15 protein-coding genes and 1 pseudogene are annotated in these 25,173 nt (G+C 56.8%); 15 read left to right on the forward strand and 1 reads right to left on the reverse strand.

Going from position 1 to position 25,173, the window contains the following annotated elements; genetic code table 11:
- The first annotated feature begins 26 nt into the window (after positions 1–26).
- From RBH26_RS21370 to RBH26_RS14745, 15 genes and pseudogenes are all read left to right on the forward strand, one after another.
- Positions 27–437: a hypothetical protein gene (locus RBH26_RS21370; protein ID WP_345784083.1), complete on the forward strand. Its 411-nt coding sequence runs from the start codon at positions 27–29 to the stop codon at positions 435–437.
- A gap of 62 nt (positions 438–499) precedes the next feature.
- Positions 500–2,176 carry a hypothetical protein gene (locus RBH26_RS14680; protein ID WP_306759139.1) on the forward strand — a complete coding sequence of 559 codons (1,677 nt, stop codon included), beginning with the start codon at positions 500–502 and terminating at the stop codon, positions 2,174–2,176.
- Entirely contained in the window at positions 2,173–3,006 is an 834-nt protein-coding gene (locus RBH26_RS14685) for a hypothetical protein (protein ID WP_306759126.1), read from the forward strand. The genes RBH26_RS14680 and RBH26_RS14685 overlap by 4 nt, the downstream gene beginning before the upstream one ends.
- Positions 3,006–4,148, forward strand: a complete 1,143-nt coding sequence (locus RBH26_RS14690; RefSeq protein WP_306759127.1) for a hypothetical protein — start codon at positions 3,006–3,008, stop codon at positions 4,146–4,148. Before RBH26_RS14685 ends, RBH26_RS14690 begins: the two co-directional genes overlap by 1 nt.
- Positions 4,149–5,249 carry a hypothetical protein gene (locus RBH26_RS14695; protein ID WP_306759128.1) on the forward strand — a complete coding sequence of 367 codons (1,101 nt, stop codon included), beginning with the start codon at positions 4,149–4,151 and terminating at the stop codon, positions 5,247–5,249.
- Positions 5,246–7,384 carry a transferase gene (locus RBH26_RS14700; RefSeq protein ID WP_306759129.1) on the forward strand — a complete coding sequence of 713 codons (2,139 nt, stop codon included), beginning with the start codon at positions 5,246–5,248 and terminating at the stop codon, positions 7,382–7,384. Before RBH26_RS14695 ends, RBH26_RS14700 begins: the two co-directional genes overlap by 4 nt.
- Positions 7,377–11,474, forward strand: coding sequence for a conjugal transfer protein (locus RBH26_RS14705; RefSeq protein ID WP_306759130.1), 4,098 nt, complete (start codon positions 7,377–7,379; stop codon positions 11,472–11,474). Before RBH26_RS14700 ends, RBH26_RS14705 begins: the two co-directional genes overlap by 8 nt.
- Positions 11,475–11,893: 419 nt before the next feature.
- Positions 11,894–13,129, forward strand: coding sequence for a hypothetical protein (locus tag RBH26_RS14710; RefSeq protein WP_306759131.1), 1,236 nt, complete (start codon positions 11,894–11,896; stop codon positions 13,127–13,129).
- 334 nt (positions 13,130–13,463) lie between these two features.
- Positions 13,464–20,081, forward strand: coding sequence for a hypothetical protein (locus RBH26_RS14715; protein ID WP_306759132.1), 6,618 nt, complete (start codon positions 13,464–13,466; stop codon positions 20,079–20,081).
- 292 nt (positions 20,082–20,373) lie between these two features.
- Positions 20,374–20,602 (forward strand): annotated as a pseudogene (locus tag RBH26_RS14720) (hypothetical protein); the annotation flags it as partial.
- Positions 20,581–20,718, forward strand: a complete 138-nt coding sequence (locus RBH26_RS14725; RefSeq protein WP_306759140.1) for a hypothetical protein — start codon at positions 20,581–20,583, stop codon at positions 20,716–20,718. The pseudogene RBH26_RS14720 and the gene RBH26_RS14725, both read left to right, overlap by 22 nt.
- A 349-nt stretch (positions 20,719–21,067) precedes the next feature.
- The gene (locus tag RBH26_RS14730) at positions 21,068–21,916 is read left to right on the forward strand and encodes a DNA-binding protein (RefSeq protein WP_306759133.1); all 849 of its coding nucleotides are present in this window, start codon (positions 21,068–21,070) and stop codon (positions 21,914–21,916) included.
- Between the two features lie 315 nt (positions 21,917–22,231).
- Positions 22,232–22,591, forward strand: coding sequence for a sterol desaturase (locus tag RBH26_RS14735; protein ID WP_306759134.1), 360 nt, complete (start codon positions 22,232–22,234; stop codon positions 22,589–22,591).
- Between the two features lie 189 nt (positions 22,592–22,780).
- Entirely contained in the window at positions 22,781–23,062 is a 282-nt protein-coding gene (locus RBH26_RS14740) for a helix-turn-helix transcriptional regulator (protein WP_306759135.1), read from the forward strand.
- A gap of 142 nt (positions 23,063–23,204) precedes the next feature.
- Positions 23,205–24,140 (forward strand): ArdC-like ssDNA-binding domain-containing protein, encoded by a 936-nt coding sequence (locus RBH26_RS14745; protein ID WP_306759136.1) that lies wholly within the window; start codon positions 23,205–23,207, stop codon positions 24,138–24,140.
- A 624-nt stretch (positions 24,141–24,764) separates the two neighbouring features.
- Here RBH26_RS14745 and RBH26_RS14750 read toward each other — a convergent pair.
- On the reverse strand, positions 24,765–25,173 hold a 409-nt coding region (locus RBH26_RS14750; RefSeq protein WP_306759137.1), incomplete at its 5' end, for a helix-turn-helix domain-containing protein.

Below are 25,173 nucleotides of genomic sequence, written 5' to 3' on the forward strand. Positions count from 1 at the left end.
GGATCTAGTCGTGGTGGAGACTCTCAATGACGGCAAGTGACTCCCCTCCTATCGGACAATCTCGTTCCACCGGCCTTCGGCAACGAGTGCTACGGAGTGGACTCGTTTCGTTCCTCGTCCTTTCGCTCGTCGCTGTAGACCCTGTGCTGGCACAAGATAGCGTCGTGTGTGACGCTGAGGGGTTGCCAGACATGATCTCTGGATTCTTCCAGATCACGACTGCGCTCGGAATTATGGGGCTGGTTGTGGTCTGGCAGGCTGATTCACTTGTCGAGATGTTCACGATGAACATCGAGCAGAAAAAGAGCCTCAAACAGCACAAGCGGACGGCGATGAAGTCTGCGGTTATCCTCGTGATCCTCGGGCCGCTGTACACGGTTGCTGGATCGGCAATGGGACTGCCACTTGCCGAGTGTGTTGACCTCGTTCCGTGGTAACTCACCATCGCACTCTAGATCGTCTCTGATTCACTCCGCTCGTGCATCACACTCGCCTTCACCTGGTTGCGGTGCTCGCTCTCGTTGCCGTCACGCTCGCGTTCGCAGGGGTGACTGCGGTGAGTGCCGACGCTCCACCACGACCGGGCACTGACGACAGTGAGTTAGACGTCAACGAGACGGCGACGCTCTGGTCGAAAGCTCCGAATGAGTGTCTCAGTGATGCCGAGTACGAGGAGCGATATGATGAGCAGCGAACGGCCATGCAGGAACTCGGCAATTGCACGGACATCACGTTCAAAGAGCCCCCAGATACCGCCGAACGCTGGACGGCGTACGATTATGAATCTCTCGAGGGTGGCGGTACAGAAACCTCGGTCTATCCCACGCATGCAGAGCTCACGGACTCTGTACTCATTGCCGATGCCCACGCGACGACGTTCGCGATCCAGCCGTCGACGAGAGTACACCTGGATGCCGACGAGACGGTTCACTACATCGCTCCAGATGGTGAACTCCGTGGGTTCGTCGATTATCGTGTTCGTCTCGATAGCAATTCATCGGTGCAAACTCACGGAATCGAAGAAGTGCGTCTCCTCCGTGACGACGACGTCCTCGAGACTATCGACGGGACACAAACACCCACGTTCGAATACGAACTCGACCGTGGCGGATCGGCCACCCTGACACTCGAGGCAGATATCAGCGCTCGAGTTGAGCAGGATCTCGGGAACCGGACGGAGGTGACGACGGATCAGGTGACCGTCTCACAGGACCTCGAGGTCGAGGTCTACGATTTGCGGGCATCGATCTACCACGCCTCGTACCCGAATGGAGACCATGGCGTTGCGATCTATCAGGCCCAGCCATGGCACGGCTACACACTTTCGGACGACGGCGAAGCAAGAGTCCGCGGTGTCTGGCGATATTACACCGCCCGTGACACCGGCTGGGACGAACTCACGACGTCCACTCGAGGGGGCAGAGAAACAGCGGACTCCGATGCACTCCCGGTATACGTCCACGCATATCCGTCTGAAGTAGGCCCGCGTACAGAGCCGATCCGCGATGGGCCAGATATCCTCGAAACATGGGGTACTGAGAGTTCGTCACCTGAACCGACGATCCACGAGAACGCGGATATCGACGTCGTTTCAGAGCCGTACACACGATCGTACGGACTCGCCCTCCGTCACGACGAGATCGATCGAGAGGCGATTGCTGTCTCTGGGATCGTTCGAGGTGTTTCCGCAGATCTCGTCGAACCAGATGGGGGGTCAGAACGGCTGATTCGTGAGAGTGATCTCTCCATCGAAATCGTCGAGTCGAACGCGACTGCGACGACACTCCGGGTCGAACTTCGCGATAGTGAGACGGGAGCACCGATCATGCTCGAGGATTCACTGATCGGTCCACGGTTCTCGTTGATCGGCACGACCTCCCGCCAGGGATATATCACGGTCGGCGATCAGGAGGTGCGGACGAACGCAGCGGGCATTGCTGAGGTCACAGTCCACCAGCCAGGAATCTACACGGCAGAGTACCATCCTGGCTCGTGGCGCTCACACAGCCCGGCATATCTCGGTGATACGGCCACTGAAACGTGGCACCCGTTAGCCACCCCGACAGGCTGGTTCACGCTTGTGGTCGACGTCGTGCGATATGCGCTCCCTTTTGCAGTTGCACTGTACGCAGCGAAACGAATCGGATCGTTCTTGAAAATGAAAGACACGCTATGACGCGAAAGCAGAACACTCGACACAGACGTATCGTTCTTGGAAGCATTCTCACAGGGATTAGTACCGCTCTTGCGGGTTGCTCTGCGCTGAGTGATCCCAGTGACGACGAGTCCCCCTCAGATGGAGACGTCATCCAGAGCGTCGATGTCGACGGACTCGAGTTAGTGATCGACCTCGAGCGAGAGGCGATCGACCAACTCAACGTCGTCGCCCCCTCTGGCGAGCTATTTGCCAAGCGAACGATTGAATCGGGGGTGTCTCACACGACCGTCAAGGTTGGAACGGACTATCCACCAGGAGAGTACGAACTCCTCGGTCTCAGTGACGACGAGACAGTCGAGACAACGACGGTTACGCTCGAGCCCGACCTCGAGTTAACGGAGCTCCGGTTGGCCAGAGAGTATCCCGAGGAGATGTACGAAGGTGCGAGTGACTTCAGTACGGAAGCAGAGGGGATACTTACTGTGACAAATCGGGGAACTGGGCCAACCGCAGCTACCACGCTTCGGTTTGAAGGGGATGTCCCCTTTCCATCACATGACAGCTTCGATGAGGCGGGTGAGAGTGGGATCCACGATCCGGAGAGCGATTTTGGAGCGGATGCAGAGTCGATAGCTCTTCCTGCAGGAGAGACAGTACTGATCTACAGCAACACACTCCCCTTTTCGCCAGCGAGCACACGATCGAAGTGTGACTCGATCGGACGAAATGGGCAGTTCACCGTCCGCCTCTCTACAAGCCATGCTAGAGATCTTACTCTTGACTACATCATCCACTATCTCGGTACCACTCCCGATGACTGTGAAATCGAAATTGAGAGGGCCTCGTAATGTCATGGTCACTCTCGGATATCGGGATCAAGTGGTTCGAAGACGCAGTTGACAAGCTCATCGAATGGTTTCAGGAGGGACTGACAGATGGATATAGAGCCGTCACAGCACAGGTTTTCGGCACGCCAACACCGGAGACGGATGGTGCATTCGTGTTCGGTCAGCCGTCGAACACACCGTGGGAAGAGATCCACGGCAATCTCGTTGCTGGGGAGATCATGCTCGTCTCCCTGTTGTTGCTCGTGATGTGTGTCCAGGGCAGACATACGATCCGGATCTTCAATATCGGCAGTGCGTACGAGACGCGAAAGGCAAAGCGCAGTGCCTGGACGGGTGCGTTCCTGATCGTAACGTGGTACTGGGTCGCTGTGTTAGCGCTCTATCTCGTCGACGGCTTCACCATTGCTCTTATTCCAGACATTTCGACAGTGACTGCCACAATGATTGAATTGCTCCGTTTAACCGTTTCGAACCCAGCACTAGCTCTCTTCCTCACTGGAGTTGGCGCTGTCGCCATGTGGATCTTACAGGCGCTGTTCTTCCTTCGCGAGATCCTGTTGTACATCTTGATCTATGCGATGCCGATTGGTATCGCACTGGCCTATGGGAATCTTCCCGTCGTCTCTCACATCGCCCGTACGGTCTGTATGAAGTTCGTGCCGCTTGCGATCATGCCGATTCCAGTGGCGCTGCTATTCAAGGGGTATGAACTCCTGTTCAGTGAGGGGACGGACTCGGCGCTCGTTCCGGATAGTTCGTTCCTGAGCTACCTCATCGCGGTTACGTTGCCACTGCTCTCGATTCTCATCGTCTGGAAGCTGTTCAAGTATGCCAGCCCGATGACGACGAAGATCATCGGAGCGACGACCAAGGGCGCAGTAACAGCTGGCGCAGCCGTTGGGGCCGGTGTTGTTGCAGGCCCTGCTGCAGCAGCCACGACTGCGGCGTGGGGACCGAAAGCGGCTGCTGGCTATACGGCTGCGTCGAAGATGCGCCAAGGCGGTGGCTCACCCCAACAGTCTGGAAACTCGAGCGGCGGCAGCGGAAGACGAACCGACCACGATAACGTTGCGACAGATGCGTACGGCCAGGAAGGCGTCCCGGCGTACCGTCGCACCGAGAACGATCCGGGGTATTACTGAATGACACGAGATCACGATGCAGCTGGCCGTCGAATCATGGACGAACTGGGTGAAGAGAGTCGCATACCGATCTTGAATATCGAGGAAGGAGACGTCTACGTGCTTCTTGGCTTCCCGATTGCTGGTCTCCTCTTTGGTGGCCTCACGGGACTCGATGGTGCGATCTTACCGTTCGTCTTACTCGGTGTCGTCCTTGGTGGGTCGATCGTCTACGCGTCACCCAACCACCTCCCGGCGTCGACGTGGCTGGGGGATGTTTACCGCCACTACTGCAAGCGCCCTCGATTTACCTACAGCACGGAGGCCACGACCGAGTCCACCGAAGCGAGTACCGAAGGCGGGCTCGTGAGCTATACGCCGTTCAAACCGGACGAGCGAACACAGGACCTCACGAACATCAGGCGAGCGTGGCCTGGTGCCGGTGCAATCGAGCGCTCAGATGGCGCGATGGAGGCCTACCTCGAGATCGACCCCGGGAACATGGACTTCGCGATGTCCGGTGACTGGGCTCAAATCCAGCAACTCGGCGAGGAGTTCGCGAACAAGGAACTCGACTTCACGCTCAAATTCCACGCCACGACGCGGTCGTTCCCGGTCGAGAAGCTGATCGAGCGAATCGATGGGCGGCTCACTGACAGCGACGTCAAGCAAAACCCGATCTTCAAAGAGTTACTCGAGGAGTATCGAGAGCAACGTCCGCGAGATCTCGAGGGGACCCAACAGGTACGGTATTTCATCGGCGTCGAAGTCGACCCCTTCGAGGTCTACGATCGGTACCAGGACGAACAATCTCCTGCAGAGAAGCTCACCTCGTTTCCGGTGGTCGGCTTCCTGTTCAATCCGTTCGTGACCCGTCGCAGCGACATGACCGACGCGGAGATTCGGGCGGCCATGTTTGAGAAACTCGAGAACCGATGTCATGGCCTCCAGACGGAGTTTATCCAGAAGGCAGCAGGGTGGTCCGCTCATCGACTGACGACGGTCGAACTGTTTGTCCTCTCGATGGACTTCTGGAACGGCGAAGAACACGAATACGACGACGGAGCGGATGCGATCCGTGATCGTCCGATCGTCGACCATCAACGGAGGGTCGACCAATGATCGAGACACTCCCCGATTCAGGGACACAGGCTGGGCTTGCCCTTTACATCGGTGCAACGGCATTGCTCACGCTTCTCGCGAAGGCGGGGTGGGATCGTTGGCGAGCTGAAGACGTCGAAGAAGTCGAACTCGCGGATCTCCTCGAGGAGACGACCGTCGAAGACGGCCTCGAGGAAGGGCAGATCCTCGACGACATCGCAGAACACCATCAACACGCCGTCGCGCCGGCGGCGATCGAGTGGGATACACGTACCGCTCGAGTCGGTGACCAATGGACGTCCACGCTCTACATCGCGGATTATCCGGATTACCCGAAAGATGGCTATCTGACCGAACTCTTCGAGCTCACGGACGTCGAGTTCGATCTGACGGTCCATATTACCCCGAAGAGCCAGCAGCAAGCTCGAGACGAACTCCAGCGAGTGGCTGACGACCTCCAGGCCGATGCTGACCTCGAGAGTACTGTTCGCGGGAGCTATCTGCAAGAGCGGGCCAACGAGGCGCTGTCGACGTACAAGAGCGTCGAGAACGGGAGTCGGGTGTTCGAGCAAGGCATGTTCATCACAGTTCGAGCGGGGTCACGTGACGAACTTCGTGACGCCGTCCGGACGGTTCGTAGCCGGCTTCGTGAGCAACCCGCTGGGCTCTCGCCGAAGACGGCTATCTGTAAGCAAGACCTCGCCATCCAGACTGCAGCTCCGGTCGGCCCCAACCCGTTCGGCCGAGAGGCAACGGCACTCGGTGGTGCGGTCGGTGCACTTCTCGCATCGCCACACAACGCCACGATCCTCGAGGACGGCGGCGTCGAGTTCGGTGTTCACTGGAAGAACCAGAGCCCGGTCGTTATCGACCCGTTCGCTCGAGAGAACGGCTATGCAATGTTCACGATCGGTGATCCAGGCTCTGGGAAATCGTTCGGCTCGAAGCAAAACTTCATCCGCTCGATCGAACAAAGCGAGGACCGTATCGGGATCATCCTCGAGCCGTTGAACAACTGGGCCGGTGTCGCCGAAGCACTTGGTGGCGAACGAATCACGATCGGCGGCGATATGGGACTGAACCCACTCGAGATCAAGCCCACTCCCGAGCGTGTTCAGAGGGCGATGGGCAAGGACGCCAGCCCGTACCGTGAAAAGCTCGATAGCGTGATGAGCTTCCTCTCGAACTACTTCGCGCTCCGGGGAATCACACTCGGTGACCGCCGGACGACGTTAGAGACCGCGATCGAGCGCGCCTATTCACGCAACGGGATCACTGACGATATCGCGACTCATCACAACGAGAGCCCGACGATGCGGGACGTCCTCGACATCCTCGAGGAGATGGTCGAGACGCCGACGGAGTACGTCGTGCGGACGGACGAGGAAGCGACGAAGATCGGCGAAGACGCGACGTGGCTCATCGATCAGCTTCGCCCGTTCGCGGAAGACGGCCGGTACGAGAACCTGGGACGAGAGACCGAGTTCGACATCCGCGACGAGAAGGTGATCTATCTCGACCTCGCCCAGCAGGAAGGCAGCCTCGGTGGAAGCACGAGTCTCGTCATGCAGTTGCTGATCTCGTTGGTCTACGAGCGTGCGAAGGAGACGGACAAAGAGGTCGTCTTCGTCATCGACGAGGCTCGCTACATCATGCAGGACGCAGCGAGTCTCGAGTACCTCGAGATCGTCTTCCGTCACCACCGACATCACAACCTCTCGATCCGACTCGTGACCCAGACCGTCGACGAGTTCTTCCAGCATCCAGAGTCCGAGGCGATTATCGACCAGTGTGCGATCAAGCAGTTCCACCACCTCGACGGCATGGATCGCGAGTGGGCCAACGAGTTCGGTCTTAACTCGGCACAGATGCGCTTCGTCCAGGAGGCCGTTCCCGGCAACGACCGGACGGGCTATTCAGAGGCGCTCGTCGGCGTCGACGGCGAGTGGCGGGGAATCGAAGTTCGAGCAATGGAAGACGAGGCGGCTGTGATCGACTTCGATCCGAAAGCCCAGTCTCAGGCCGATCTTCCGGGTCGGTCCAGTGAGGCGTCTCGAGACTTCGCTGAGAGTAGGATGTCGTCCACTTCGTCACAGGTGACACAGCCGACCCAGACAGATGGCGGTGAGGATGAAGGTGAGAGGACGGATGGCTAGTCGTGAGTATCTGAAGATCACGCCGTCGTCCGAACCCACTCAGCGAACGGACGTTCCTGCTACGTTGGAGAGCCTTCACAAACTCTCGAATCCAGCTGCGACGAGCTTTTGGAACCGAGCGGATCCACGGGTAGACACTGCACCACCGACGTTCGAGTTCCTCGTCGTCTCTACGGGACCCGACGAGCCAGTCGAATTCTACTATGGGGTTGACCAAGAGGCACACGTCAAGACACTTGAGAAACGCCTCACGTCGATCTTTCCGCACAGTTTCACCATCACGAAGACAGAACTCGATCTCGAGGAAGCGCTCGTATTCGAGGGAGACACCTCACAAGAGGAGCACTCCGACCTCGAGTTAGACGAACACCACCCTTCGAGCGAGGATGAATTCATAGACGCCGCAGAGGGAGACGACGAGCATGTCGAGCCTTCTCCGCTCGGGGTCGAGTGGATGGGCAAGACCGGTCGCAAAGAAGACTGGATGACGACGATCACGCCGTTCGTGATCGACGAGCCGGACGAAGAATACGATGCAGAGCGCCCGCCGCTATCGGCGATCGTTGATGCACTGCACGAGATGACGGTGCCGACCGCATATCAAGTCGTCTGGCAACGCAAGCCGGACTGGCGAGACGACGCTGAAATCCGCAAATCGAATCTTCGCGATGGGCGCGACACGTGGACTGAAGACCTCATCGGCTCGTGGCTCGAACCCGTCGACGCCGATCCCGAAGAGCGTGAACTGTCTCAGGAGACCCAAAACCGGATTCGCCGAATCGAGAGCAAACATCCCCGGAGGACGTTCACTGTGAATGTGCGGGCAATCGCGATGGGAGATCCAGACGATACTGATCTTCACGCAGAAATCGAGCAACTGAAGTCGTCGTTAGATCCGCTTGAGGGACCGTTCTACGAACTCGTTGGCCGTCGAATTCGTGAGAAGGGTATCCTGTCGAGGCGGAAAGCAAAGCGAGCACAACGGCACCTCGAGCGAGTTCTCAATGCGGAGATCGTCACTGGTGGCAGGAAAACCCGGCCTGATCTCGTGTTTAACGCCGACGAACTCGCGAACCTGGTAGTCGTTCCCGGCGGAGAGGACTTGACCGTCGACGGGTCGCGTGGTGTGCGTTCAGAACAGCGGTCGCGAAACCCACTGCCACGGCCAAACCCCGATCTGATGGAACAGTTCCGTGAGGGGATGGCGATCGGGTACGCACTCGACGAAAACGGGACTCCAGAGGACGAACCGACGCGGATCCCACCACAGTTGCTGCCGACACATTACCTTCGAGCAGCAACCACCGGCGCTGGAAAGTCGAAAGCGCTCATCAACGACATGCTCTCACTCTATGAGAGTACTGATGGCCCGATTATCCTCGTCGATCCGAAAGGCGACGGAATGACCGAAAACTACCTTCGAGCCCATGCTCACCGCTTCGGCGTCGACGACCTCGAGGAGAACGTCCTCCACTTTTCGGTTCCGGATATCCTCCCTGGGTTTTCGTTTTTCAACCTCACACCTGGACTCTCACACGGACAACGGCGTGTCGATGCTGTTCAACGGAAAGCCGATCACTACGAGGAGATCCTGAAGCTCGTGATGGGGCGAGACCGATACGAACGGGCAACGGCCTCCCCACTGTTGATCGAGGCACTCATCAAGACACTGTTCGACGAGGAACACGGTCGAGAGAACGGACGCCATCGTGCGTCTTCGGACTACTTCGCTCATCAACAACTCGAGCACGCACTCGACCAGCTCTGGCAGGCTGGACCGCCCAATCCGAACGAGGACGCAATCCCGACCTCGAGCGATCCGGAAGTTACCCGAACGGTACGCCGCCAACTCCAGTCTGACGGGCGTACGTTTGCGAACGTGATGGGCGGAGTCAGTAATCGATTCGCCTACATCTCACAGGATTCGCACCTCCGGCGAATCTTCAACAACACCGATCCGCAGTTCGACTTCAGGGAACTCCTCGACGAGAATCAGATCGTCCTGTTCGACCTCGGCGATCTCCGTGATGATGCTGCACGAATGCTGACCGGCGTTATTCTCACGTCACTCGAGGATGCACTCCGGACACACGAAGACGACCTCGGCCAACGATCCGACGACTACGTTGTGAACCTCCTTATCGACGAGGCAGCGTCAGTCGTTGTTTCTGACGTCCTCAACGATTTACTCGAGAAAGGACGCAGCTTCCGTCTGTCGGTTGGTCTCTCGATGCAGTTCCCAGAGCAGATGCAAGCAGAGGGTGGCCGACGTGTCTATCTGAACGCGCTCAACAACATCGGAAGTCCGATCCTTGGCAAAGTGAACGTCGACCGTGAGCTGGCACGGGCGATGGCACACGAGGATCTCGATCCGACGGCTTTCGCGAACCGGGTGCGATCACTGCCTCGAGGTGAGTGGATTGCCCAACTCCCGAGCCCTGTGTTTGGGGAGACGGGTCCGTATCCGTTCAGTATCAAGCCACTCCCGATCCCACCAGGTCATCCAGAGAGTGACGACCCGCTCTCTGAGTACGAAGAGCGGCAGTTCCAGCGGGCGTTTGCTCGAGTTCACGACCGAACACGACGGGAGTTTGGTGTTCACGAGTCGACTGCACCGACCGCGGAAGCTCCGGAACCACTCCAGGACATTCTTGGGGCGGACAGTTCGGACCTCGACCACGCACTTGCTCACGTTATTCGGAATCTCCAACTCCGAGAGGACTGCCGCGAGGACAACGGCTGGATAGACGCAAAAACCGTCGATGTAGAGCTACGAACGGCATTTGAGGAGGAACACGCAAATTCCGATCTTCCCTCTTTCGAGGAGCTCGCTGATGTCCGTCAGCGGTCTCGTCTCATCGAGGTGGGGTTAAGTCAGACGTCCCGTGACGTCGCTGTTCGGCTTACAGACGCTGGTGAATCTGTCGTAGCACTCGACACCGGTGAGAGCAGGGCAGCAGGTAGTATCCGCCATGACGAGGCGATCACACGGATCGACGCTGCATTGACGAAGATCGGCTGTACCGTCTCGGTTCCAAAACAGGACGGGAGCGAACAACCTGATGCGAGAGCGGTTCATCCTGACTGTGATCGCCCCTTCGCGATTGAAGTGGAAACGACAACCCCTGATAACCCTGCACAGGTACTGGCAAACCTTCGAAAAGCTCAGGACGCCGGCGAGCACCCGATCTTCGTCGTCGAAGAGGCAACGCCGGAGACCTACTGGGCAGAGCGGGTCGATGGGGTTCTCTCATCTCCCGTTCGAGAGCTTTCGACCGGAGAGATACGACTGTACACCAAAGATCGAGCACTCTCGTTTAACGGTGGTGCAACGACAGACGGTGGCGTAACGGCAGTCCGACCAGCTACCGAAAACAGCAAGCAGACCGTCTGGAAACGCCAAGACGGACGAATCGTCCTCGAGAATGGCCAGGGCAACAGTCTCGTAGAGACGACATCGGTAGCAGAACTCTCGAGAGACCACGTACCTGCAGTGTACAGCTACGATCAAGCTGCTGGAGAGTACATCGTTTCCGAACAGGGGCTGCAGTACGTCTACGATTCGAAAGAGGCGTTTTCCGAGAAGTGGACCCGAATCATGGAACCGTTCGTTCCCGAAGCCGAGCTTTCCTATCCCGGCTATGGTCCTGATGACTATTCGATCGTCGTTCTTCGAACCGATGATCAACCGGTCGTCTACACAGATGGGGAGACTGCCGCACTTGAGACAGTGCTCGAACATGAAGACGTGTGTTCAGCGAGCGAGAGCAGTGATGAAGAGGAATCTTCGTTCGAGCCCAGCGAACTGCTACTAGCAGAGATTGCTGATGATGCAGATGCAGTTGTTGGACGATTCGCGAGTCTGTACCTCATTGAGGAGCCGACCAGTACGGTCGCTGCCAGCACAGTGTATGATTGCTATGAACAGTGGGCCACACAGCATGACATTGATCCGGATAGCAAGAGCTGGTTCGCCCGTCGGTTAGGCAACCACATCGAACTCAATCGAATAACGGAGCGACGTGACGGTGAGCTTGTCCGGTGTTACGAGGGTCTGCGACTAGATCACCAAGGGACACTCGAGGAATAGCATGAGCTCTGCTAAAACCCATCGAGAAGCCGTTGTACAGCATTTCCCGGGAGAATTACGGCACAGAATGTGGAACCCGAACGTACTATCGGAAAAACGCCAGACGGGACGGTGTTACGGCAGAGTAGCGTTTGCTGTAACACCGCTCTTTCGACGAGGCGATGCCGTACGTTCTGTAGAGGCGTTACAGAACAGGAATTCTCCCGATTCGGGGGTCCTGTTACGGCAAAAACCAAGTGAGAAAGAACGGGGGGTACCCATTGGAACTGCTGTTGGTCGACTGGGAAGGGAAGAAACTGCGTCGAATGGTGGTGCGACCTCGAGTGCGTCTTCTGTGAGGCGGTCACCTCGTGTGGGGTTTGTTGGACTGGAGAACAGTGGCAGCCAGCGCACTGGAATAGAGTGTGGCTGTTGAATCTATGATTGATAAGTCAATTTTACCGACGGAGATGTGCGGTCGCGAGCAGTGGATCTGCTGGCGAGAAGAGAACCGAAACGGTGACCCGACAAAGATTCCAGTTGATCCGGAGACCGGTGACTTTGCATCGTCGACGGACGACCGTACATGGAGTGATCTCGAGACCGCACTCGAGTATGCATCCACTGGTAGAGCAGATGGGATCGGTTTCGTGTTTACGCGGACGGACCCACTCGTCGGCATCGACCTGGATAAGTGCCGAGATCCAGACACGGGAAGGCCGGATCCGGAAGCAAAAGAGATCATCCAGCAACTCGAGTCCTACACAGAAGTCTCGCCATCTGGAACGGGCTATCACGTCCTCGTGCATGGTGACCTCCCGGACGGAAGAAATCGGCGCGGTGGTGTCGAGATGTACGACCAGTCTCGCTTCTTCACCGTGACTGCAGACCACGTCGACGGGACGCCGACGTCGATCAACGAACGCCAGGACGCCCTCGAGGCAGTTCATGAGGAGTTCGTCGCTGAAGACGATACCAACGACGTCGACGCCACTGACAGTCGACGTGATGAGTCGGGTCAGAGTCAGACGCTCGATCTCGAGGATGAGGTACTGCTCGAGAAAGCCCGCTCGGCGGGCAACGGAGAGAAGTTCGACCGGCTATGGCGAGGAAACATCAGTGGATACGACAGCCAGTCGGAAGCCGATATGGCACTGTGCTGTCTGTTGGCGTTCTGGACTGGTGGAAATCGGATGCAGATGGACCGGCTGTTTCGACAGTCAGGGCTCATTCGAGGCAAATGGGACGACGTCCACCACGCCGATGGATCGACGTACGGGGAGAAAACCCTCAAGCGCGCGATCGCTGCGACGGGTGACTTCTACGAGCCGACGACGCCTACTGTAGAGACGTCAGTGGATACTGCTGCTGAGACTGATACTGACACGGCTTGGACTCTCGAGGGTGGTATCGCGGAACCGGGCTCTGTAGGGGGTGATCGAGTGTACCTCGAGGAGAAGAACGACCTTCTCGAGGCCCGTATCGACGAGCTGGAGCAGATCGTTGCAGATCAACGTGACCAAATCGAACAACTCACAGCAGAGCGCCAGCAGTTACGATCGGTCGTTGAACAACAGGAGAACGACCTCGAGGGTACCACTGAGTCACCTTCCGAGAAAGATGAGGGGCCATCATCACTCCGAACACGGATGCAGCGATTGTGGCGGCGAAGCTGACCTCCGTAGGGAACGCAGCTTTTTGCACGAGTAGTCGTCGTTATTATCGGTGGTTCTTAATTTCTAATCACCTAGCTAGACCACTGAGTGCCTGATTCGGCTGATCGTGGGTTATATTGGTGGTTTAAATGTGTGAGCTAGCGGCGTGCGCTGGCGGACTGCCAACTAAAAATTGTGAAAGCGGTCGATACGCATCAAGATCGTCTGATCACGGCCATGTTGTACGATGTAGAAAAGTCCAATCGTGAGAATTTACACCATATTGTTAATTCATCAAAACTAAGTAAGTTGGGCCGGAGAGTCTTGAAAACGACATCATAGTGATTTGATGGGTGTGCAAGCTAAGATTCACCGACTTTGTCGACAAGAACAGCGTGATCTTCTTGATCAGCTTAACAATGCGAGCGGGTGGCGAAAAGAGGGTGACCTCGGAACAGGTAACGAGGCCGTCTCTGCTGCTCACGACGAGCGAACGATTCTCGAACTGATTCAAAACGCACGCGACGCAATTCAGTCTGGACGCGACAAAAATTCGGAGAGTAGTGATAGGCCTGGTTCCGTCGCGGTGATCGTGGGTCCCGAGTCGCTGTACATCGCGAATACAGGGAGCCCCTTCCGGCTTCACGATGAACAGACCTTCGAGGCTGTTACGGCTCTCAACCGGTCGGAAAAGGCGTACGACCGAGGGTCGATCGGCGAGAAGGGGGTTGGAATGAAGTCAATCCTCCAAACTGCCGAACAGTTCTCGATTCACTCGGTGGTGGACAGTGAGGGAGTCTCGGCACATTTCTCTCGATCTCGGTCGGCATCGATGCTCCTGGAAACGTACGCCGACCTGTTAGACGATCCCGACTTTCGAACTATCCTCGAAGAGGAGTACGAGCCCGCTGTCATCGACGATTGTGTATCGATCGTCGACGATCTCTCGCTGCCCGTCGTTTCGCCAACTCCGGACGAGCTCGACGTTCGAGAGCTATCCCGACTACAGCCGGGGAATTCCGGACGGACACCTCCGAATCCAGTCGAAGTGTTGCGTGACCTGCCTCGACTCTCGCTCTTTCGTTATCCGTTCGCCGACGATCAATCTTCGAACGAGTCGGGAAAAACCCGCGACTTCACCGACGTACTGCTCGATACGCCGACCGACGACTCGTATGGTAGTGCGTCTATAGACGACGCCCTCAAAGACCGGTTGTCTGATCTTGAGGGGGAATTCCGGACAGTTCTGAGACTGGATTACGCCGACGAACGGTGGGCAGCCCTACTCGACGAGCTACAGGAACCATTGACTGAAGGGTCACTTTCTGAACACCATCCGAACGCTATACGGCAGTTCACCGACAGTCGGAGCGACGTCGACGGTGAGATTGCCGACGGGGCACCTCAAAAGATTTGGAACGAATGCGCCGGTCTTGATCGTGAAACGCTTGTTTTGCTCGGGGAGATCGGCGATATCGAATTTCTCAGAGTAACGCGAGACGAAATGACCGACCAGCTCGTCCTCGACACGTCTCGACGAATTGAGATCAGATCCGACGAAGACCAATCGGTCGGTTTCGGATCGGACACCGTCCGAAGGACGGTGACGGTGACGGAAAACACTAATAGATCGGCCGAGCGGACCGAGCGTCTCTTCCGCCTTTACTCCCGTCCAGTGGAAGTTGATACGGAGATCAGCGACGACTCGAACAGTGACGCAGGAACGTTCGACGAACCGATACGGCTCCTGTTCGAGGCACCAAGACCGAACGACGACCGGTGGGCTCCCAAACGGTACCCGTTGTATCTCTTCTACCCGATTGAGGAGGCCAAGACGCCCTTCCCGTTCGTCGTTCACGCGCCGTTTCAGGTTGGGTTCGACCGCCAAGAACTCGACAGAAGCAATGTCAATGCTCAGCTCCTGAAAGAAATTCCAGACTTCGTCTCGGAGGCTGCGATAGATTTGATCAGTACTGAGGATGGGGCTACCCTCAACGACGACTTCGCTGCCTGGATGCCGTGGCTTGTGATGCCCTTCCAGCCCAGGCCTGACAGTTCACTTGATATCACACCGGCAGTGTGTGATGCGTTATGCGAGACGGCTATCGTTCCATCCCACGACGGCGACGTCTTAGAGCCGACCCAAGTACTGTTGGATCCGGACCGACTCCACGCGTTCGAGCCACTCCGAGCAGTTGTCGACTCTTCACCTGTCGTTGCTGAGGAATCCGTTGACCGTGGTGCGATTTGGCTCGAACGCGCACGAGACGCCCGTACGATTCAGTCCGAACAGAACCGCGATATCGCTTCGAAGATCGGTCTCACCACAGTCATAGACCGACCCTTCCACCAGGACGAAGACGCCCCAGGCCTCGTGTCGACGCTCCGTGACGTATGGGGAGTTGATCCTCAAAGATCGGAAGCAAACACCGAGAGACTCTCGTGGGGAGTCACGATCGAGAGCGAGGAGCACGCTCGAGAGTACTTCGAATCGATATGTGCTGCACTCAATAGATATAAAGACGATGATGAAATCGATTGCGACCGGGACCCAGCCCAGAAACTGGGCGAGTGGTACGTCCCTCTCCTCCCCGCAGAGGTACACGAAGACGGTCACGCTGAGGCGGAGTCGGAGATCGGATATCTGGTCCGGGCTTCGAGACGAGATGCCGGTGGGAATCTCGATCGGTACGAGCGTAGTGACCGGATCGTGTTCCGACGGTCGGAGACGAGCGATTCTCCGCAATCGTCGATCGATCATCTCACTGCACCGCCCGAGACGTTAGACGTCTACATCACGCCGTTCGACGAAGATTGGTCGGGGACGCTAGCGGCCAATTACAGAGAGTGGGGCACTCGGGCCCTGCAAGGCCCCGCGACGTACTATCAGCGCATAGCCGCGGAGGTTGGCGGCTTCTCGGATCCGAATGATAGTGGGGTCGACGCCGACGAAAAGACGCGTGGGTACCTTCTCGATCTCTATCACACGATCAGTAACGAGACGTCCGTCAAACGGACACTGTGGTTATACCCTACTCCACACCAGAATCGTCAGTTCAGCGGTGGCGAACGGCAAGTCGGTGTCGAAGATTTGTTGAGTGGGAACTACTTCGGTAGCCTTCCAGACGATCACGACACCTTCCTCGAACGCCGATACTCGCAATGCATTCCGCTCCCGACGGCTTCTGGAGAGGCTGTAGCCGCAGAAAAACTGGCATTCGGTCCACAGTGGATCGATATGTTCGAGAGCGTCGCCGACGCCCTCGAGTCGGGATCGGTCGATGACCCGTTTGCGGCAATCGGCCAGGAGGAGGCGAGTGATCGAGCCACAGACCTTCGACGGTGGGCAGCAGCGATCGAGTATGCCTCCGAGATAGATCGACAGGATACGCCGATGGTTGCTCCTCCGGGCGACCAGTGGGACGCGATCGTCGACGAAGCTGATATCCCAAATGAGGAGCGTGATCTGTGGCTACTCAACTTTTTGATCCACGTCGGCGTACAGATCGGCCCTCACATCGAGTGGGGGTGGTTCTTCCCTGGCGGAAACGGACGGGATCGTCGTACAGGAGCTATTGATCTGGGTGACGCTCGACAGCTGTCGACCGGTGCTGGTGCCAAGCTTGAGGCGAGTCCGATCGATCCGACCGATGACGAACTCGAACAATACGCGTTGATCTGCTGGCGGGCGGAGAATCATCCAGCGTTCAGCGCGAGTCACACTTCAAACTGCCGTGACAATTTTCTCGACTGCGACCCGAGTGAGTGGATCCAGTTAGGGGGGAACGATATCGTCATTCCCACCTGGTGGCGATTTACCGAACTCGATGGACTGAACGCGGAAGCAACGAGGAGCTTTCGTCGTGCGGTCTTACTCGCGTGGCCCGAACTGTCGGGAAATCTGTTCGAAACCGCCTGGTTCTGCACCGATACCGGGCACACCATGGGATCGAATAAACGATCGATCCCGGCCCTGGGACTCGTGCAACTTCGAACCACTTCCCTCTGGCCGACCAAGTGGCCCAACACTGGCGACTGGGAGCACGAAGAGGGGCACCTCGGGCCGTATCAATCGCGTCTTAATCCAGCGTCCCGTCTCGTATTCGACCCCAGTGAAGGTGGTCGCGGGCGGAACGTCGAGGGTGAAATCCCGGCTATCGACGTCGAAATGCTTCACGAAGACATTGACCAAGCATGCGATCGTTTCGAAATCGACGCGTTCGACATCGATATACGGGCGGTTGGATTCTCACTCGGAGCGAAACCGATCGATGAACACACCCCCGCGGAGGCAGCAGCGCAACTCGACTGGTTCTTGCGAGCGCAGGAAGCGGCCGTCGAGGGGCCATCGAGCGGTGATCTCTCCGATCTTCCCCCTGACTCATCCGAGGCGATACGCCGTGCGGCGTTCGGTCTTGTACGCCGGTTTGTGACTCGAGAGCACCTCAGAGAGTACGTCCCGAACAAGGAAGCTGATCTACAGCGACGGTGGCAGCGTCGGGATGTGTGGCATACAGGAACACGCCTGCTCGTGAACCAGGGCGGAAACTTCACCTCCGTGGCGATTGGGGAAGGTGACTTGAGGTCGCCGTCGGTTTCGATCGACATCTATACTGAACGACTTCCCGGATACGCGCGCGGAATTCTGGAAGACCGACGGAGCGCGTTCGTCGAACTTCCGGCGGACAGATCTGGCGATCTCGCACGAGTACTAGGAGACTCTGCTGACGAGAACCCGGTGCTTTCATTCGGGATTCAGACGAGAGACGAAGGCGAAATCCCAGAACTTCAGCCTGCTCAGGGTGCGAGCATCGGCGACTCGTATCGATCGGAACTCCAGACACTGGCTGATGCGATCGACGACAGAATTTCGTATCTCGTCGCAGCGTACGACCGGGCGACAAACGCACAGGTAGATCTTGAGAGCGTGTACTCAGAGCTTCAGACAGTCACCAACAACCCTATCGGCGTCGTCGAACGCTCTAACGACGGCCCCGGCGATCGACGGTCAGCGTTGTGGATCCCACCAGACAGTGAGGAGACGTGTATTGCAGTCTTCGAGGACATCCTTAACGCGACAGACGACGGTTCGATTCCTGAGTTCTACGCGGCCGACGGACTGGTCCAGGTGATAGACGACCAGCCGTCGCAACGAACTCGTAATGCGTTCGAGAACGTGCTGATGAAGGAACTCCCGCATCTGGAACAGGAGTACAAAGACGACTTGATGAATATCGAGGCCCGGATTGCGGAATTGAACGAAAACCGACTCCGCCGCGTCCACTCGGCTCTCGATACGCTTCTTGACCATCTGGATGGTTCGCGATCTCTTCCCGAGGTGAAGTGGACGTCGATCGACGCCGAAACAGTCTGGAAGGAGCTGCTTGACGCCGATCCCGGGTCTGACGACTGGGGCGGTGACTCCGACCTGTTAGCAACGTGGATGGCGAAGTTGTCCAAGACAGGGGGTCTGGACGAACAGGATGTGAAGCGCTGTGTTGTCGCCGCCAGAGAGAGCGATACGAATCACCGACAACAGTTGATGGCTCAAGTCGCGAAGGACGCCTCGAACTTCCAACTCGCAAAACTCGCAGAATCTGATCCGTGGGCCGATCTGGACGAATGGGGTGGCTTAGAAACATTAGATGTGATCGAAACCTACGTAACGGCGATCTCCACTGTCGAGGAATTTTGGGCTGTTGTCACAGAGACAGCCGATCCCGGCGAGGACGTACTCGTTGACGCGATCGAAAAGGCGAGACGACGTGATGTGCCAGGCGCGACCGCATCGACGTCAGAGGTGATCCCTAGACTCCCTGAGAAACGTGCCGAGCTTCGGGACATTCCATTGATCACCCTGCCTGAACTCGAAGGTGGTCCTGTGCCCGCACCACTTCGTGAGGCCGTGCTGTCGTGGTGCCAAGACGAGCGATCCAGGGTACTCGAGATGGATGTCGTGTTCGCCGACGAGGAGAATCGGAAGTTGTTCGACACGCTGTGTGAAGCACTGGAGACGCCGGCAGAGAGCGCCAAAACAGTACGAGCCGGCTTTCGAGAGTTTACTAACGACAAGCAAGTATCGTCTTGTGCTAGGCAGGAGCGAGTTCGGAAGAAGCGGACAAAGGAGTGGCTTTCAGAGGAGTCACGGTTTTCTACGATCGACTTCTCGCAGACCGAACTTTCGAAGCCGAGTGAACCAGAGCTGGGTGGCTCCTCATCCGTGGGTAACAAAACCGGGAGGCCGTCCGAGTACAGTAACGCCGAAATTCCTGCAGACCGGGGCCGGGACGCAGAACTGATCTGTATGGAACGCGCCTGGAATCGTTTCGTATCTCTGAATGAAGACGTGCGTTCCGATATCGTCCGAGCGGTTGAGGATTGGCGGTCCTACGATGACTGGCGGATGAAACCGGCGCCAGCTGTCCTTGACGACCCCGATAGCCCACTCCTCGACGATATCAGCGACTATTCGGACGCTATTGACCATCTTACGGCAACAACGATTGAAGAGGATGAGAGTACTGCCCGGGCCGTTTTTCGGGCACTCGTAGACACCTCCGACGAACGAGGTCCAGGCTTCGATTATATCGACCCCTTCGGCCGCCAATACGATTCGGTAGCCACCGATGGATGGTCACGAGAACAGATGACTCGAACTGAGGTGAAGGCAGTGATGCCCGAGCGGGCAACCAAAGGTCGATTCGAACTGACTGGAAACGAGTTCCGGATGGCTCGTCGTGCGGGACCGTCTGAAGCGGTTGGCGATGACCCGACAGACGGAACCGTCGATCGATACTTGGTCCGGATCATCCTGTTACCACGAAATTGGGAGCGCGAATCGGGGCGAGGAGGCATCGAAATTAGGGATATCGACGACGTTGTCAAGTTCGGCAAGTTCGACGAGGGGAGGGATCCAGTCTGGGAGAAACTCCGAGGCGGAAAATTCTACGTGAACTTCGAATTTGAAAAATGAACCCGTCGATATCTGTTGAGTTTCTGTATTAGTTGTTGCCATATTATTCAGTATTTAGAAAATCTTGGCCGAGTGCTGAAGGAGTAATCACAGAATCGATGTGTGATCAGCATGTGCGTGTGTTGCAAATTTGATTCGATCGACGTTCTGGTTCTTGAGGGACTCGATCACGTCCGAACCCCCCTGACGTAGTCGACAGAAACGATGGGAATCGTCTCACTAGAAGGTTCGATTAGGGGTGTGGCGTCGACCTGGCTGAAGTCGATGTGGTAGATCCCGAGGTCAATGGCTCTTGACCGATGGATTCTGCGGGACGAACTTCGCACTCACACGCCGTGCTCACCGGCCCACGAATCATCCCAACACCGGGGCTCATCTGCGACTATGCCCGCAATGGTCACATGAGCCACGAAGAGGCACGAACGCTTATCGAGTCAATCAGTCCGCATCGAATCTGGAAAAACAGTTCCTATGTGACCCAGCTTCTCACTCTGTTAGAGTGGGTTCAACAACATCGCTGAAAGCCCCTGACTCGCTCGAGTCCCGCGACTCGCTGCGCGCCTCACAGGCTGCGGTGCTTGCGTCGTCGGGGTTCCCCGAGCGCGTCAGCCCCTTTCGACCCCACCCACGTGGGTAGGTCAGCTGGCTGTCGAGGGCGGTTGATTCCTTCTCAAAGACGGCACGTCCCGCTCGCCGCTTCTGCTCTCCACTCACTCTCGCTCTTCGGATGCCAGTATTAAGCGCACTTTCGGTCATCGCTCACGCTCAGACGCGAAAACGGCTTAAAACTGGCCGCTCGCTTCGATCGAAGCGCCGCGCGTTACTGGTTGGATCTGTCATCGGCGCGTCTCGCTCGCGCCCTGACGGGCGCTTACGAAGGCGCGAGCGAGACGCGTGTGATGGATGAGTTGGACAGCGAGAGAGCCAGGGCTGGAGAGTCGTGGTGTCGGAAAGACGCCGAGTGAGCGCCTTTGGAATAAATTCCAATGTCTAGTAAGAAGTCGGTTAGTAAGGTCGTTTCGGTCGATGAACAAGCGTACGAGCAGGAAGCGGATCGAGCGGAGCACGAGGACGTCGTCGACGAGACTCCGGAGTTCCGGGCCACGGTGGAGATGGAGATTCAAGCGAAGGTCGATGCAAACCACCCAGACGGGATCGTCGACACGAGCGAGGATCGGATCTACGGCGTGACCTTGGCCCAGGAAGAGCGCATTCGGGCCAGAGAGGAAGAACTCGAGCGAATCAGTGCACAGGCAGCGTTCGGTCGACAGGAAGGACGAGCGGAGCGAACGAGAGCAGTGGTTGAACAGGCACGTCGGGAGCAGCGGCCAGCCAAGGAAGTCGATCCTCGAGAGAAACTTGGACGAGCGACGTTGGGCCAAGTCAATCGGCAGGCACAGCGGTTGTCAGAGAACGTCGACGGTGGGTACACACGAGCGATCATCGCGAAGCGGATCGCCAGTCGGGTCCTCGAGGGCGCGGACATGTTCGAGGCAGTGATGGATACGAAAGAAGAGATGCAACACGAGGCAGGGACGATCGTGCCGATCGGGGCCCTCGAGGAAATCAGGCGAGGCGAGGTCACTGTGGAAGGTCGTGTGCTCGAACTGTGGGAGCCCTCGAGTCCGAGTATCCAGCAGGTTGGATTGCTCGAAGACGGAACTGGTCGAACGAAGTTCACGATCTGGAAGGCGAGCCGGCAGACGATGGTGCGGGAAGGTGAGCGAGTGCGGTTCAGGGCGGCGGCAAAGAACTGGTACAATGGGCGGTGTTCGATCGCGCTGACTCACTGGTCAGAAATCATCTTCCCAGAGCGCGGTCGGTGGTGGGAGTAGCCGAACGAACTCTCTTTTTTGCTGGTGCCCGATCACCCACTACCCACCTCCCCTCCCACCTCCACGTTCCGGGCAGCTCACGACCTACGGCCGTTTCGCTGCCGGGCTTTCGCAAGTATGTCTGAAATCACATCAGCTGGGTTTATTGAATATCTCAGAAGATGACTGGTTCTGACTGCTGCATAGAGAGTATCAGTTCGTCAAATCGGTTAATTCAATCCTTCATCCCGAATGTCAAATTAAGTGGCTGGTGGGCTGTTGTATCGGTCGTGTAATCAGTATTATTATTATCCGGACTTATTGAGTTTTATAGGGATGAATCAGAATGCTCTTTATGCGCTTGTCGGGATTTTGGTGGTTCTGGTCGTCAGCAGTGGACTCTACTGGTACATCGGGAATTTCGGCCTTGCAGCAGTTACAGGGGTGACGTGGGGAGTCGCACTCCTTCTCCTGGTTCGAGCTGACCGCGAGTACCCGGATAGCATGAACAGTTGGTGGAGTGTGTTGGGTGTCGGGTTCATAATCTCTCTGGCTGCACTACTCGGTGTAAGTCCGACACTACCGATCGCAGGTGACATCCGATTTGGACTCGGACTGCTCGTCATGGGAACCGGGCTCGCTGCATATGTGGCCGGCGTCATGACCGCACTCGAACCGACGGAGAGTAGCGGGTAACATTCGGTTCGACCGTTTTGGGACTCTCCCATATTGAGACTGAATGACCTTCGGAGCTTGACCTCACCCCGTGTCACACTCGCGCTGTCTATTCAGCAAGACTCCTAAAAATCACAGATCAAGGATTTCAACAGAGCGCATCAGTCACAATTCCGTAAATTTACTTGACGACCTCCCATAGAATCGGCCATGTACGACCTGACCGGGTTTCAACGTGACCTCCTGTACGTGGCTGCTGGACTCGATGAACCTCACGGACTCGCGATCAAAGACGAACTCGAGGAATACTACGAGAAAGAGATCCACCACGGTCGTCTGTATCCGAATCTTGACACCCTCGTCGAGAAAGGACTGATCGAGAAAGGTGAAGCCGACCGTCGGACGAACGTCTATTCCGTAACGCGCCGAGGACGTCGGGAGATCGAAGACCGACGACGCTGGGAAGACCAGTACGTCGAAGATACGCTGTGATTTGGGCGGAATCCGTTCTGCAACGCTGCTGAGAACCTTCCTATCTCGTTCACCGTCTCGACGCTGACCGCACGGTAGTTTTTTGAGACCCGCTGATGGCCAGCGGTCTTCTCGAGTTTGACTCGAGGGACCTGAAGTGAACATGGCTACGAGCAACAGCACCCGGGAAACGTTCGACGATTCGGATACCCGGCACGACGAGATGCACAGTACGATCGAAACGTGGCTTGAGGACCTCGTCTGTGAGGTCGACGATGCGATTTCGAGCGAGCAATTCAGAGAGTGGCTCGACGTCCAGAGCGAGTTCCATGACTACTCTCCTCGAAACACACTGCTGATCAAGCTCCAGTGTCCGCACGCGACTCGGGTCGCCGGATACAGAACGTGGCAAAACGAGTTCGATCGATGCGTGAGCGAAGGCGAGAAGGCGATCTGGATCTGGGCACCGATCATTGCGGGGAAGTGTCCCGAGTGTGGAAACTCGTCGTCGTACCACGAACAGAGTGACTGCGAATACGACGAAACGGAACCCAACGAGTGGAACAAGGGGCTTGTCGGCTTTCGGCCAGCACCAGTCTTCGATATCTCCCAGACTGAGGGTGAGCCACTCCCGGAACTCGAGACCGAGGCAAGCGGCACTGCCGACGAACTGGTGCCAGCACTCCTCAAGGCAGCGGTTGTCCTTGAGGTAGAGGTTGAGGTCGTCCCTCCTCGGGAGTGGTCTCACGGCAGCGCCAAGGGTGTCTGTCAGTATCGTCTGGAGAAACAGCCACTCGTGGAAGCCCGTGATCGTGAAAACGAGGCTGATCTCGCCGTCACACTCGTTCACGAGTACGCTCACGCACTGTTGCACGGTGGTCTCGATACTGAAGACGAACGGGCAAAGCGTGAACTCGAGGCCGAAGCAGTCGGCTATATCGTCGGTCGGTATTTCGGGCTGGACACGAGTGGATCAGCGTTCTACCTCGCCGCGTGGGAAAGTGATGAACCGGAGGCGATTCTCGATCGACTCGAGCGCATTAGCTCGACTGCGCAGGAGATCATCGACGTCGTTGAGGGAGAGATTGCCGATGCGTGACGGGCACTGTTGTTCGAGACCATGGAGGTACTCGAGGAACATTCTTAACAATCCTATCGGCTAGACAGGAGTGTTGTCGGTCGATGTCCGAAGGGAGAACCCATGAAAACTCCCCTCCTTCTCGTCGTAGTGAATCAAAACCACGCCAGTAGTGGTGCGTGTGACACACGGACCAGGAGGCCGGTAGGTGGATAGTGGTGGTGGATGGATCCCCCTCCCCCAGTCCGTATTGGTATCTCATTCCTCATTGAGCATATAGGCAGTGGTGCAGAACTAGTCTCAAGGTCTAACTCGGCAGATCTCTAATAGCGCCCGCTATATGAACAGGGCTCAAACGCTGCAATAGAACCATTCCAAACAGGGTTGAAATTTTCTCGTTCAGAAAATCAGATTCTGGAAGTACAAGGCCTGTGAAGACTTCTGCACCACCGCCTGAGCATATAGTCTATGGCCAACCAAATTCAGCTGACTCGATCAAGAACCTCGCGACACTCGAGGACGACCAGGCAGACAACCTTCTCTCGTCGTTGGCCGCCGCCGACACACTCACGCTCGTCGATCTTTAGATGGTTGTTGAGTGGATGTTAAAGAGATGTTCAAGGGTTGAAGATAGTCGTTCTTCAATCAACGAGGATGCGTTTCGACCCAGAGTTCACCCATAGTTCCGAGTTCTGTCTTAGTTCGATTACCAACTCGTGTTCGATCGACTAGCCCCTTCTCTTCGAGCTTTTGAACATTGTACTGAACTTTGCTTTTGAAGGAGTCACCGTCGACCTCTTCATCCAAGTGGTCTGCTAGTTCCCGAGCTAATTCCGAAGTCGACGCCACTTCACCGGCATCATATAGGAAGTGTAATACCGTTTTTTCGAAATCGTGTAAATCCGCAGAAGGGACGGTCGGAAATTCAACATGGAGACCGCCGTTCATTTGTTTCGCTCCCTTGGTAACACCGCTTTGATCAATGTCTTCGACTAAATCACTGATACGCTCATAACGCTCTTCTGCCTGTGGATCTTCGCTTTTGAGGTCTTCG

The sequence above is a fragment of the Natronolimnohabitans sp. A-GB9 genome (assembly GCF_030848565.1).
Lineage (GTDB): Archaea > Halobacteriota > Halobacteria > Halobacteriales > Natrialbaceae > Natronolimnohabitans.

Bases quoted from the DNA above. Each gene is read 5' to 3' on its own strand.
- RBH26_RS14740 (WP_306759135.1), top strand. From the start codon at position 22,781: ATGTACGACCTGACCGGGTTTCAACGTGACCTCCTGTACGTGGCTGCT.
- RBH26_RS21370 (WP_345784083.1), top strand. From the start codon at position 27: ATGACGGCAAGTGACTCCCCTCCTATCGGACAATCTCGTTCCACCGGC.
- RBH26_RS14745 (WP_306759136.1), top strand. From the start codon at position 23,205: ATGGCTACGAGCAACAGCACCCGGGAAACGTTCGACGATTCGGATACC.
- RBH26_RS14690 (WP_306759127.1), top strand. From the start codon at position 3,006: ATGTCATGGTCACTCTCGGATATCGGGATCAAGTGGTTCGAAGACGCA.
- RBH26_RS14710 (WP_306759131.1), top strand. From the start codon at position 11,894: ATGATTGATAAGTCAATTTTACCGACGGAGATGTGCGGTCGCGAGCAG.
- RBH26_RS14700 (WP_306759129.1), top strand. From the start codon at position 5,246: ATGATCGAGACACTCCCCGATTCAGGGACACAGGCTGGGCTTGCCCTT.
- RBH26_RS14685 (WP_306759126.1), top strand. From the start codon at position 2,173: ATGACGCGAAAGCAGAACACTCGACACAGACGTATCGTTCTTGGAAGC.
- RBH26_RS14730 (WP_306759133.1), top strand. From the start codon at position 21,068: ATGTCTAGTAAGAAGTCGGTTAGTAAGGTCGTTTCGGTCGATGAACAA.
- RBH26_RS14705 (WP_306759130.1), top strand. From the start codon at position 7,377: ATGGCTAGTCGTGAGTATCTGAAGATCACGCCGTCGTCCGAACCCACT.
- RBH26_RS14695 (WP_306759128.1), top strand. From the start codon at position 4,149: ATGACACGAGATCACGATGCAGCTGGCCGTCGAATCATGGACGAACTG.
- RBH26_RS14735 (WP_306759134.1), top strand. From the start codon at position 22,232: ATGAATCAGAATGCTCTTTATGCGCTTGTCGGGATTTTGGTGGTTCTG.